The 13,203-nt window shown below is 38.0% G+C and carries 11 protein-coding genes; 10 read left to right on the forward strand and 1 reads right to left on the reverse strand.

Annotated elements, in window-relative coordinates:
- Positions 1-34 precede the first annotated feature (34 nt).
- Genes FD46_RS02790 through FD46_RS02800 form a run of 3 tightly spaced genes read left to right on the forward strand, consistent with a single transcriptional unit; the run spans position 35 to position 3,004 of the window.
- The gene (locus tag FD46_RS02790) at positions 35-1,108 is read left to right on the forward strand and encodes a methionine ABC transporter ATP-binding protein (protein ID WP_057895663.1); all 1,074 of its coding nucleotides are present in this window, start codon (positions 35-37) and stop codon (positions 1,106-1,108) included.
- Positions 1,101-1,802: a methionine ABC transporter permease gene (locus FD46_RS02795; RefSeq protein ID WP_057895664.1), complete on the forward strand. Its 702-nt coding sequence runs from the start codon at positions 1,101-1,103 to the stop codon at positions 1,800-1,802. Before FD46_RS02790 ends, FD46_RS02795 begins: the two co-directional genes overlap by 8 nt.
- A gap of 56 nt (positions 1,803-1,858) precedes the next feature.
- Positions 1,859-3,004: an ArgE/DapE family deacylase gene (locus FD46_RS02800; protein ID WP_057895665.1), complete on the forward strand. Its 1,146-nt coding sequence runs from the start codon at positions 1,859-1,861 to the stop codon at positions 3,002-3,004.
- A gap of 164 nt (positions 3,005-3,168) precedes the next feature.
- Here the strand turns inward: FD46_RS02800 and FD46_RS02805 are convergent, their stop codons facing one another.
- Positions 3,169-3,600, reverse strand: coding sequence for an Hsp20/alpha crystallin family protein (locus tag FD46_RS02805; RefSeq protein ID WP_057895666.1), 432 nt, complete (start codon positions 3,598-3,600; stop codon positions 3,169-3,171).
- Between the two features lie 427 nt (positions 3,601-4,027).
- On the opposite strand from FD46_RS02805, the gene FD46_RS02810 reads away from it, so the two are divergent.
- The 7 genes from FD46_RS02810 (at position 4,028) to FD46_RS02840 (ending at position 12,922) form a co-directional block, all read left to right on the forward strand.
- Positions 4,028-5,674, forward strand: coding sequence for a peptide ABC transporter substrate-binding protein (locus FD46_RS02810; RefSeq protein ID WP_169790352.1), 1,647 nt, complete (start codon positions 4,028-4,030; stop codon positions 5,672-5,674).
- Positions 5,675-5,988: 314 nt separating this feature from the next.
- Positions 5,989-8,871: a sigma-54-dependent transcriptional regulator gene (locus tag FD46_RS02815; RefSeq protein ID WP_057895668.1), complete on the forward strand. Its 2,883-nt coding sequence runs from the start codon at positions 5,989-5,991 to the stop codon at positions 8,869-8,871.
- Between the two features lie 236 nt (positions 8,872-9,107).
- Positions 9,108-9,596 carry a PTS sugar transporter subunit IIB gene (locus tag FD46_RS02820; protein WP_057895683.1) on the forward strand — a complete coding sequence of 163 codons (489 nt, stop codon included), beginning with the start codon at positions 9,108-9,110 and terminating at the stop codon, positions 9,594-9,596.
- 67 nt (positions 9,597-9,663) lie between these two features.
- Positions 9,664-10,665 carry a mannose/fructose/sorbose PTS transporter subunit IIA gene (locus FD46_RS02825; RefSeq protein ID WP_057895669.1) on the forward strand — a complete coding sequence of 334 codons (1,002 nt, stop codon included), beginning with the start codon at positions 9,664-9,666 and terminating at the stop codon, positions 10,663-10,665.
- A 36-nt stretch (positions 10,666-10,701) separates the two neighbouring features.
- Positions 10,702-11,508, forward strand: a complete 807-nt coding sequence (locus FD46_RS02830; protein ID WP_057895670.1) for a PTS mannose/fructose/sorbose transporter subunit IIC — start codon at positions 10,702-10,704, stop codon at positions 11,506-11,508.
- Positions 11,509-11,529: 21 nt separating this feature from the next.
- Positions 11,530-12,444 (forward strand): PTS system mannose/fructose/sorbose family transporter subunit IID, encoded by a 915-nt coding sequence (locus FD46_RS02835; RefSeq protein WP_057895671.1) that lies wholly within the window; start codon positions 11,530-11,532, stop codon positions 12,442-12,444.
- Between the two features lie 100 nt (positions 12,445-12,544).
- Entirely contained in the window at positions 12,545-12,922 is a 378-nt protein-coding gene (locus tag FD46_RS02840; protein WP_057895684.1) for a DUF956 family protein, read from the forward strand.
- Positions 12,923-13,203 lie beyond the last annotated feature (281 nt).

Raw genomic sequence — 13,203 nt, forward strand, 5'->3', positions numbered from 1 at the left:
TTGTGTTTATTTTTAAGAGGTTATGGGGTGCAAAATGTCAGAAAATATTATTGAATTAGACAATATAAATGTTACTTTTCAGCAAAAAGATCGTAAAATCGAAGCGGTAAAAAATGTTTCTCTTCATATTAAAAGGGGTGACATTTACGGGGTCGTCGGCTATTCTGGAGCGGGGAAGTCAACACTAGTACGTGTAGTTAATTTATTGCAAGTACCGACTGCCGGCAAAGTCAAAGTTAATGGAGACGTCTTTTACAGTAATGAGGCTGGCAAAGAGACGATTATTGATAACTCAAAATTAAGAGAAAAAAGACGCAAAATCGGAATGATTTTTCAACGATTTAATTTGTTAAGCGAACAAACTGCACTCGAAAACGTTGAGTTTGCTTTAAAACATAGTAACTTAAAGGAAAGGGAAATTAATGAAAAAGCACTGAATCTGCTTAAATTGGTAGGATTAGAGAATCGTGCGAAATCATATCCTGCGCAATTATCCGGCGGAGAGCAGCAGCGTGTGGCAATTGCCCGTGCTTTAGCGAATGATCCTGAAATTTTAATTTCTGATGAGGCAACCTCAGCTCTTGATCCTAAAAACACGATTCAGATTTTGAACCTTCTTAAGGACTTAAATACAAGGCTGGGTCTGACTGTTATTCTGATTACACATGAAATGGATGCAGTAAAAAGAGTTGCTAAACATGTTGCGGTTATGGAGCAAGGTCAGATTATTGAAAAAGGTACTTTGCACGAAATCTTTACACAGCCTAAGAAAAAACTTACAAAAGAGTTTGTGGGCGGTTCATTAGAAGCAATTGCAGCACTTAAAACGTATCATTTGGCTAAGCTGAATGAAAATGAAAAAATCGTCCAGTTGATTTTTACTGGTAATTTGATTAGCGAACCAATCACAATCAAGTTATACAAAGAATTCAATGTAGAAGCTAATATTATCTATAGTAACATCGAGGTTTTGGGCGCGACACCTGTAGGTACTCTTTTTGTGATTATCAAAGGTGCTCCAGAAGAGCGTAAAAATGCAGTTGTCTTTCTTGAAGAAAAGGGAATAGTTGTGCACAATGTTGAAGAGGGGGAACTCTCAAATGATTGAATTCTTTGAAAAGTATTTTCCAAATGTGATTTACCAAGGTTGGACTGGTGACGGCGGCTGGCTGCCTGCAATTGGCGAAACAATTTATATGACCTTTTGGTCCGCATTATTCGGTGGAATACTGGGTCTGATTTTTGGAATCGGGTTAGTTTTGACAGATTCAAATGGAATTTTAAGGAACAAAACAGCATTTAATTTCTTTGACAAGATCGTTTCGTTTTTTAGAGCGATTCCCTTCATTATCCTGTTGGCGTTCATTGCACCCGTAACACAGAAAATAGTTGGAACTCAGATCGGAACAACAGCAGCACTTGTTCCTCTTTCCTTAGGAGTTTTTCCTTTTTATGCACGGCAGGTTCAGGTTGCTTTGGAAAGTGTAGACAATGGGATAGTGGAGGCGGCACAATCTTTAGGTGCAACTTACACTGATATTGTTTTTGATGTTTACCTTAAAGAAGCTCGTTCCGAATTGGTACGTGTAACGACGGTTACTTTGATCAGTCTGATCGGTTTAACTGCGATGGCAGGAGCAATCGGTGCAGGCGGCTTGGGTAATATGGCAATTGCATATGGATATAATCGTTTTGCTAATGATACTACAACTGTTGCAACTTTACTGGTATTGATTTTTGTACTTGTTGTTCAAGTAACCGGTGACTTTTTGGCACACGTCTTGAACCATAAGAAAAAATAGTCACTTGATTGTATTGTAATGATAATAAATTTTATATACTTGAAAGATGATGAATTATGGAAGAAAAAGAGCGTCTGCAAGTTTTAAGAAAATTAATCGAAATTAATTCTGTCAATGGTAATGAGCTGGAAGTTTCGCAATACCTTGCAGCTTTATTAAAAGAACACGGGATTTCAAGTAAAGTTGACTCATTTGATAATGGGCGGGCAAACTTGATTGCCGAAATTGGCGGAAAAGAAGATCCGCGGGTACTATGCTTTACCGGGCATCAAGATACAGTTGCGGTTTCAGATGAAAAAAGCTGGGAATATCCGCCGTTTGCTGCACGAGTTGTCGGGGATCGGATTTATGGCCGCGGCGCCGCAGACATGAAAAGCGGTTTAGCTGCAGAAGTCATTGCTTTGATTGAATTAGTCGAAGAAAAAAAGAAATTGCGTGGAACAGTACGTTTTGTCGCAACTGCTGGAGAAGAATATGGCACACCAGGGGCATACAGACTTGATTCTCAGGGAATTACCAAGGATATTACTGCAATGATTGTGGGGGAACCTACAAGCGGCAGGATAGTTTATGCTCACTCTGGAAGTCTTAATTATCAGATAAAGAGTTATGGAAAGGCAGTTCATAGTTCGACTCCTGCAAGTGGTATTAATGCAATTAACGGTTTGGTTGCTTACATTAATGCAGAGGCAGCTCTTTTTGACAAGGTACCGCTGGATCCGTTTTTAGGAAGTGTAAAACACAGCGTGACATTGATTGAAGGTGGAGACCAGGTTAACATAATACCTGCGTATGCTTCACTTTTCGGGAATGTACGTCCTACCGAAAAATTTGGCAACGAAGAAGTGATAGCGTTAATAAAGAATAAAATTGCAGAGTTGAATAAGCAGAACGCAGCAAAGCTAGAATTTAAATTAGTGCATAATTTTTATCCAGTGGAAACTGTGCCAGAAGATAAGTTTGTCAAAAATGCTTTAAAAATAGCACAAAATAATTATTCTGATCGAACTGTCCAATTGGAAACAATTAACGGAGCCACCGATGCCAGTGTATTTATTCGCAGTAATCATGGTATGGCTGTCATTGTTTTGGGACCTGATAACTGGAAGATATCTCATCAAAAAAACGAATATACAACTTTAAGCAGCTACATGGCAACAATTGAAACTTATAAGCAGATTGCACTTGAATTTTTTGAATAGTATTTTCCCTAATATATCTTTACGGTATTGATTGACCATAAGTTTTATATTTTATATAAAGAAAGGCTCTAGGACTTTTTTACTTAAGTCCCGGAGCCTTTCTTTAAAAGGATAAACGTGCATTTGGTATAGGTTCATTAAAGAAATGTACCTGCACTATTTTATTATTCAATTTCAATGTGATTCTTAGAAGCAGAACTATCCTTGAGCTTTGGCAGATCAACTTCTAAGACACCATCTGTATATTTTGCTTTGATATTTTCCTTATCAACACTTGGCAGGTTGTATTGGCGGCTGAAACGACCATAACTGCGTTCGCTTGTAATAATATTTCCTTCTTTATCACTTTCATCTTTGAAGGAATCACGTTTTGCACTAATGAGAAGTGTACCGTCTGTATATTCAAGTGTGATATCTTTTTTATTCACGCCAGGGACATCAACTTTAACCGTATAATTCTTATCAGTTTCCTTGACATCCGTTTTTAAATCACGACTAAAGGAAACATCTGAGCCGAAGAATGAACGACCAAGATCATTAAAAAAGTCATCTGGTTTCATCCACCTGTTGAAACGATTTGATAATTCATTAGCCATATTCAAAAACTTCCTTTCTTTTATTTCTTACAACTCTATGATAGCTCTGTGACGATGAAATGCAAGAAAAACAAACTGATGTTCTTAAATTTAAGTTGACGATTTTAAAGTAACATGGTAAGCTTAAGTTTCTATTATACGGTGAGGCGTCTGCTACGGAAAGCAGGCGCCATTTTTGTATTTATGTCAACTGATTAAGCGTTCAGCTTTGTATTTATTATGTTTAATAATTTTACCCAGGTTATCATAAATTAAAAAATTAAAATGTAGATTAATATAAATTAATCTGTAATAAATAGGGAAAACTAACTATATTGTCGCTTATACTTTGTTTTTAAAATAAAATAAAAAAAGATTGAATTTAATCTTAATTTAACTTAAAATTAATCTCAGCACTTATTTTATAAGGTTTTTGATGAAAAAGGGGATGTTTTTATTGAAATTGGGAAAAAAGCTAGGAGTGGGGATAGTAACGGCGGCATGCACCCTTGCACTAGTAGCGTGTGGTAAGAGTTCAGCTGGTACTAACGGTAGTTTAGCTGACAAGCAGGTAGTTAACTGGAGTGAGCCTTCAGAGTTGCCAACGATGGATATTTCCACAGCTACCGATACTATTAGTTTTGACATGTTGAATAATACTGGTGAAGGTCTTTATCGACTCGGTAAAAATAGTAAGATAGAACCAGGGATTGCCAAAGCGACAAAGGTTTCTAGTGATGGGTTAACATATACTTTTACTCTGCGCAAAGATGCTAAATGGAGTAATGGTGAAAAATTAACGGCAAAAGACTTTGTATATTCATGGCAAAGGACTGTCAAGCCTTCTACTGGATCACAGTACGCATATCTTTTCAGTGGAATAAAGAACGCAGATGCAATTACTGCTGGTAAAAAGAGTGCCGATACTTTGGGAATCAAAGCAGATGGAAACTATAAGCTGGTTGTAACGCTTGATAAAAAGATTCCTTATTTTAAATTATTAATGGGCTTCCCGTCATTCTTCCCTCAAAACAAGAGTGTAGTTGATAAATACGGCAGCAAATACGGAACTGCTTCTAAGTATATGGTTTATAGCGGACCGTTTGAAATGACTGGGTGGACAGGTTCAAACTTAAGCTGGTCGTTAAAGAAAAACAATGATTACTGGGATAAAAAGAACGTAAAATTATCACAGATGAATTTCAAGGTTAATAAGAGTACTACCACGGGTTACAACCTATACCAAAGTAACAAATTGGATGAAACACTTTTAGGTTCTGAACAAGCTAAACAGTTGTCTAACTCAAAAGAATTTACATCACGTAATGAAGCAAGGACCAATTACCTAGAGTTCAACCAAACACAAAAAGTGTTCCAGAATATAAAAATTCGTCAAGCAATTTCTCTTGCTATTAACCGTAAACAGCTTGTTAAAAAAGTGTTGGGTGACGGTTCGATTGTAAGTACAGGGATTGTTTCGAAAAACTTAGCTTCTTATGATGGAAAAGACTTTGCTGATTCAGCTGCGACAACTTATGGAGTCAATTCTGATAAAGCTGAAGCTAAAAAGCTTTGGCAACAGGGACTTAAAGAGTTGGGGACAGATAAGGTCAGTTTTACACTGCTGGCTGATGATACCGATACTGCAAAAGATGTTTCTGAGTACCTGCAAAGTCAGATTGAAGAAAACTTGCCGGGCGCACAGGTTACTGTTTCTAATGTGCCTTTTAAAACACGATTGAGTAAATCTGAAAATGGTGATTTTGATGTAGTACTTTCCGGCTGGGGTGCTGATTTCTCTGATCCGATTAGTTTCTTAGACTTGTTTACTTCAGATAATTCATACAACAATGGTAAATGGAAGAACGCACAATATGACAAGTTGATTGCAGCATCTAAGTCCACTGACGCTGGTTCTACAAGCAAACGTTGGAGCGACTTGGTAGCAGCATCTAAGCTAATCTCAAAGGATCAAGGGGTGGCGCCGCTTTATCAGTTATCACAAGCGACTCTTGTTAAGTCAAAGGTTAAGGGTGTTATCTTTAACTCGGCAGGTGTTAACTACAACTTTAAAGATACTTATGTAGCAAAATAAGTGTATTCTAGTTTTAGGATATGCGTATAGAAGTGGAAATATAAAAAGGCTGTGCCGAAAGCGTTACTTTCGGCACAGCCTTTTTTACTCTCTTTCAGTTTCCATATTAACGTGATTCAATAGTCAGTCTTTTCCGCTTAAGCACGAATTACTCATAGTCAAATTTAGACTAAATGCGTAATTCAGTAGTTAATACTCAAAGCCCAATGACTATTGGCACACTTTTCAGCTTTTTTGAAAGGATAAAATTGAAACCGATTACGACTAATGATACACTAATGATACACAAATGTTATTAGTTAGGAGCGAGAATTATGACGCGGCGAGAAAGGGTCATTGACTACTTAACCAAGCATAATATCGACAGTTCGACTGTAGGTTTAACAACTGAGCAGCTTGCCGAAAGTCTCAATATTTATCGATCAAATGCCAGCAAAGAGTTGAATCAGCTTGTCCGTGACGGAATAATTTTAAAAGGAACTGGTCGTCCAGTGCGTTATTGGATTAAAAGGACAACTTATAGCGGGCTTCTTTTTACGGAAAAAACTCCGCATGATAGCAACATAGGATTTGCTGCTAAAAATAGTATTGACATTAAAAATAAGACTACGCAAATAGTCAGACGTAAAGACGAAAATATTTTTGACAATATGGTTGGAAGCCATGATAGTTTAAAAAATCAGGTTGAACAGGCTAAAGCGGCTCTTTTGTATCCTCCTCATGGATTAAATACCCTTATTATCGGTCCGACCGGGTCAGGGAAAACCTATTTTGCTAATACAATGTATCGTTTTGCCTTGGGAGAAGACATTATTGCTAAAAAGGGATTTGTGACTTTTAACTGTGCAGATTATGCACACAATCCACAGCTCTTAATGTCTCATCTCTTCGGGTATGTGAAAGGGGCGTTTACGGGTGCCAATGAGGATAAAGATGGTTTGATTCAGGAAGCAGATGGAGGAATGCTTTTTCTTGATGAAGTCCATCGTTTGCCGCCTGAAGGACAAGAAATGGTTTTTTATTTTATGGATCATGGAATATACAGCCGTTTAGGGGAAAATGCTAAAACTCATCATGCAAATGTACGATTGATATGTGCCACTACTGAAAATCCAGAAAGTTCTTTGCTGCAGACCTTTGTACGGCGTATCCCTATTATTATTCAATTGCCTGCTTTTGAACAAAGAACTGCGCAAGAAAAACTGCAGCTGCTTGAAAGATTATTGACACTTGAAGCAAATCGTATTCATAAAAATATCAGGTTGAATGAAGACGTAGTTCAAGCTTTATTGGGCAGTGTCACTTATGGTAATGTCGGACAGCTTAAGTCTAATATTCAGCTTGTTTGTGCCCAAGGTTTCTTGAACAGTATGCAAAATAAGGATGAAATTAACTTGGAGTTTGGTCAACTGCCGCCAAATATTAAAGATGGTTTATCACATCTGGCAAGTAATCGACAAGAGCTGGGTAAATTAACCCGCTTGCTGGAAACGACAATGGTAATCAAACCAGATGCTAAAAAGGGGCTGCCGGCCGTTGATAGTTATGAATTGCCGTATAATCTTTACGACATTATTGGCGACAAAGCTGCACTTTTAAAGGGAGAAGGATTAGACCAATCTTCCATTAACAACTTTATCATGACGGATATTAATCTCCATTTAAAATCTTTTTATCAAAGAGATAAGTTAGGCAAGGTTGATAACCGTTTGAATGAAATTGTGGACCAGGAAATTATTGATCTGACTAAAAAAATTCGGGAAATACTGCAAAAAGAAGAAGGATATCAAGTCAGGGATAACTTTATCTATGCAATGAGTTTGCATATCAGCTCATTTATTAAACGGGTGCAATCAGGGAAACCTTTGAGAAAAATATCGAGCGACTTGATTTCAATGGTACAAGATTTTCCAGATGAGTGGAAATTAGCTGTTAAAGTCAAAAATTTGATTGCTGAACACTATCAGTTTCCAATTCCTGAATCCGAAACCTATTACATGGCGATTTTGCTTGTCTCAGTTCATTCCGATTCTCAAAAAGGAAATGTAGGAATTGTAGTTGCTGCACATGGAAAAAGTACGGCTTCGTCAATGGCTCAAGTTGTCTCGCAGCTTTTATCTGTTGATAATATTGCTTCTTATGATATGCCTTTAGAGATGAATCCAAGTGTTGCTCTTAACGGTATTGCGGAACAGGTAAAAAAGATCGACCGGGGAAATGGAGTTTTACTGTTGGTTGACATGGGTTCTTTGAGCACTTTCAGCAACAAGCTGACCGAAAAAACCGGTGTCAATGTTAAAACAATTGATATGGTTACGACTGCGATGGTCTTAGAAGCGGCGCGCAAGACAACGCTGTTTGACAGTAATTTGGAAATTGTCTACCGTGAGCTGCGTGAATTTGTTGGTTATTCGCGTAGTGCCAAGTTACAAGGAAATACGGGTAAAGCAACTCATAGTGAAAAGCAACATGATGTGCGAAAAAAAGCAATTATTGCAGTCTGTTCTACAGGAGAAGGGACCGCACGCAAGATCAAAGGAATTTTAGATAATGTTTTGATTAATAACCTAATAGATGATATTACAGTAATTCCAATTTCTGTTGTAAAAATGAATGAGCAAATTAAAAACATTCAAAAGGATTACAGAGTAGTTGCAACAACTGGAATTGTTAAGCCTAACATTGCAGTGCCGTTTGTTTCACTGAAGAATTTACTGCAAGGCGGAGGAGAAAGTTTTGTGAATCTTATTGAAGAGCTTAATAGTGAAAGGGTCTCTACGGAAACAGTCTTGGAGCAGCCTGAAAATTTGACTGAAAATGTAGCACAGCAATACCTGGAACAGTATTTTACCTACTTGAATCCTAAGAAAATTGTCAGGGTACTTTGGAATTATTGCAATTTTATCAAGCAGAACTCAAGCTTTAAAATGACAAATACTTTTCAAATTAATTTGATTATGCATCTTGCAGGGGCGATAGAGCGTTGTTTGACGCAGACTCCGATGACCGCTGAGCAGTCTGAAATTCAAAGCATTAAAAAAGATCCTTTCTATCATATTGTCAAGCAGGCTAACGAAATTTTACAGGGAACATTGAATATTTTATTGCCAGAAAGCGAATTATATTATATTTTACGCTTATTTGATACAGAACAAATAAAAGTTGATACACAAAATAGTAATACACTAAAAAAATAGTGTATTACTATTTTTTTAACATCAAAAACGCCATAAAAAAGGGATTAACTGTTGATACACTACAGTTGGCATAGAAATTGCTAGTTAACAGTTGTAGGTCTTAGTTCATTTGACGGCCGCAAAAGGCTAAGATGGCAGATGAGGCAGGTGCCGAATTTGCGCTGTACACTACGTAATGATTTTAAAATTTTGGAGGTACAAGAACTTTTTGAGGATCGAGGTGATTATGCGTGGCGATGAACGTGCGTTTGCTCAGAATTGACAGCCGCCTGCTGCATGGGCAGGTAGCAACAAATTGGGCGAAGATAACCAAAGTCGAACGGATTTTGGTTGCTTCCGACGGAGTTGCCCGCGATAGAATTAGAAAAACTTTGATTGTTCAAGCTGCACCGCCGGGAATTAAAGTTAACATTGTCACGATTGCTAAGATGATCCGAATCTATCATGATCTGAGATTCAGCACTTTTAACGTAATGATTTTAGTTGAGAATCCAATAGACGCCAAAAAACTGATTGCTGGTGGAATCGAGGTCAGATCGGTCAACATTGGAGCTATTAGTTTTGATAATTCACGTAAAATGATTACTGACACAATCGCGGTGAATCAAGAAGACGCGGCAGCGTTTAAATGGATGCATGAGCGGCAGATCAAACTGGATGTGCGGAAAGTATCTGGTGATAGTTCCAAAGACTTGTGGAAATATTTGGATAGCAAAGAATTCTAATTTTCGTTCGATTGTCTATTTATAAGTTTTTGTACTGAAGAAAAATATATTTTTAGGAGGTATTGAGATGGTAGGAATTATCCTAGCGAGTCACGGTGGCTTTGCTGAAGGCATTTTTCAATCTGGTGCTATGATCTTTGGCGAACAAAAAGACGTTAAAGCTGTCACATTGATGCCAAATGAAGGCCCAGATGATGTCAGGGCTAAGATGGAGAAGGCAATTTCATCTTTTGACAGCCAAGACGAAGTGCTATTCCTGATAGATTTATGGGGTGGAACACCGTTTAACCAAGCAAATAGTTTATTGGAAGCGCATAAAGATAAATGGGCAATTGTTGCTGGAATGAATCTGCCGATGGTAATTGAAGCATATTCGTCACGGATGTCGATGAATTCAGCACAGAAAATTGCAGCCCATATAATTGAGACTGCTAAAGATGGGGTCAGGGTTAAACCTGAAAGCTTGCAGCCTAAGGGAACAAAAGCTTCTGGACAGCATCATGATGAACAACCAAAGGGGACTTTGCCGCCAGGTACAGTAGTTGGTGACGGTAAGATCAAATTTGTATTGGCACGTGTTGATTCCCGTTTATTGCATGGTCAAGTTGCAACTTCATGGGCGAAATCAGTACAGCCTAACCGAATAATTGTTGTTTCAGATGCTGTTTCTAAAGATGAATTACGTAAGAACCTGATTGTTCAGGCATCTCCTCCAAGTATTAAAGCAAATGTTATTCCGCTTAAGAAGTTGATTGAAATTTCTAAAGACCCGCGTTTTGGAAAAACAAAAGCTTTGTTGCTTTTTGAAAATCCCGAGGATGTGCTGCGTGTAGTTGAAGAAGGCGTTGATATTAAAGAAGTCAACTTAGGTTCGATGGCACATTCAGTTGGTAAAGTAGTTGTTAATAAGGTGCTTTCAATGAACGAAACAGATGTTGAAGCCTTTGAAAAACTCAAAAAATTAGGAATCAAGGTTGATGTTCGCAAGGTTCCAAATGATTCAAGCGGTAACATTGATGAACTTATTAGAAAAGCTAAAACAGAACTTGCTGCTGTCGGCAGTAAATAGAATTTTTTATTCTAGCATTAAAAAAGGAGGATTATCATGTCTGCTATATCAATGATTCTAGTAGTAGTCGTCGCATTCTTTGCGGGGATGGAAGGTATTTTGGATGAATTTCAATTCCATCAACCTTTGATAGCATGTACTTTAATCGGTCTTGTAACCGGTAACTTGATACCGTGTGTTATCTTAGGTGGACAATTGCAATTTATTGCTTTAGGTTGGGCAAACATTGGGGCCGCTGTAGCTCCTGATGCTGCTTTAGCATCTATTGCATCAGCAATTATTTTAGTTCAAGGTGGCCAAGGCGTTAAAGGTGTTGGGACAGCGATTGCGGTTGCGATTCCTTTAGCTGTAGCGGGTTTGTTTTTAACCATGGTTGCTCGTACACTGGCTGTACCGATCGTTCATATTATGGATAAAGCTGCAGAAGAAGGTAGTTTTCGTAAAATTGAAATTTGGCAGGTAATTGGAATTTGTATGCAGGGACTGCGTATTGCAATTCCTGCTGCTGCACTGCTGTTTATTCCAAGTACAGCTGTAAGAGGCCTCTTGGAGTCAATGCCCGCTTGGTTGTCAGATGGAATGACAATCGGTGGTGGAATGGTTGTAGCCGTTGGGTATGCGATGGTTATTAATATGATGGCCAGTCGTGAAGTTTGGCCGTTCTTTGCAATTGGATTTGTTGTTGCTGCATTAACAGATCTAACTTTGATCGCTTTGGGTGCATTGGGGATTTCATTTGGTCTTATCTATCTTGAACTTAAAAAAGGCGGCAGCAATAATAACGGAAATGGAAGCGGCGGTAATACAGGTGATCCGCTGGATGATGTTTTAAACGATTACTAAAAATGAAGGAGGAATAATCAGATGGCAGAAGAAAAAGTACATTTAACCAAAAGAGACCGTTTAGCCGTTGCTTGGCGTTCTACTTTCCTTCAAGGCTCTTGGAACTACGAACGTATGCAAAATGGCGGCTGGTGTTATGCATTGATTCCAGCTATTAAAAAATTGTATAAAACAAAAGAAGATCGTGCATCTGCTTTGAAACGCCACATGGAATTTTTCAACACGCATCCATATCTGGCTTCACCAGTAATGGGGGTTACGTTGGCACTGGAAGAAGAACGTGCTAATGGTGCTCCGATTGATGATACGGCTATCCAGGGTGTTAAAGTTGGTATGATGGGGCCTTTAGCAGGTGTCGGTGATCCAGTGTTCTGGTTTACAGTTAGACCGATCCTGGGAGCTTTGGGAGCTTCACTAGCAATGTCCGGTAATGTTTTAGGACCAATAATCTTCTTTATTGCTTGGAACCTTATCCGTTGGGGCTTCATGTGGTATACACAAGAATTCGGCTATCGTGCTGGTTCTAAGATTACGGAAGACCTTTCTGGCGGACTACTACAGTATGTTACAAGTCTTGCGTCTATTATGGGGATGTTTGTCTTAGGGTCGTTGATTCAAAGGTGGGTGACGATCAAGTTTACCCCGACTGTCTCCTCTGTTAAGCTTGCAAAAGGAGCATATATTGAATGGAATAAGCTGCCAAGCGGGGCTAATGGAATTAAAGAAGCCTTAATCCAACAAAAGGACGGATTATCTTTAACGGCTCGTAAAGTTACTACTTTACAGGATAACTTGGATTCGTTGATTCCAGGATTAGCAGCCTTATTATTGACATTCTTATGCATGTGGTTACTGAAGAAGAAGGTTTCACCGATTGTTATTATTTTGGGAATCTTTGTAGTCGGTGTACTGGGACATGTAATCGGTATTCTTTAAGTTATAGTTTTTGAAGTTTGGCACAGTCCTATTCAAATTTAACAGAATAGGGCTGTTTTTTGATATAATGTACTTAATTGGCAAAGGGGGTAGAATGACAGTGGTTCAATCAATAAACTCAAAAGTTGATTTAGCAATAGATGCAACTTCTTTTATGGGACTAGCAGACTACGGTAAAATAATGATCGGCAACAAAGGATTTGAATTTTATAATTCACACGATTTAAACAAGTATATTCAAATTCCGTGGGATGAAGTCGATTATGTGGTAGCCTCGGTTATGTTTAAAGGGCACTGGATCCCTCGCTATGCCATCAGAACAAAGAAGAATGGGATGTATACTTTTGCATCTAAGGATCCTAAGAAAGTATTGCGAGCTATGCGCAAGTATGTTGAGTCTGACCACATGGTACGATCATTAACTTTTTTTCAAGTCATTAAACGTGGGTTAAAAGGCCGTTTTAAGAAAAAAAAGTAAAAAAGCAATTTTTTCAAAGGCGGTACGGTATTTTCGTGCCGCCTATTTTTTATAAGCTTTTCTTTTGAGGTAAGTAAAAAGGAGTTTATTTTTTTAAAATTATGGTTGACTTCTATATTTATTGAGCGTATATTAATTTATGTTGTTTATTTGAGTTCAAGAGTTGCTGCTTTCTTAATTAAAAAAAGTTGTTGACATTGTTTCAGATAGATGATATGATAATTAAGTTGTGTTAAGCAACAAAGTAGACCTTTGAAAACTGAACAAAGTTTCGACAAATC

This window comes from Liquorilactobacillus oeni DSM 19972 (assembly GCF_001436275.1).
GTDB lineage: Bacteria > Bacillota > Bacilli > Lactobacillales > Lactobacillaceae > Liquorilactobacillus > Liquorilactobacillus oeni.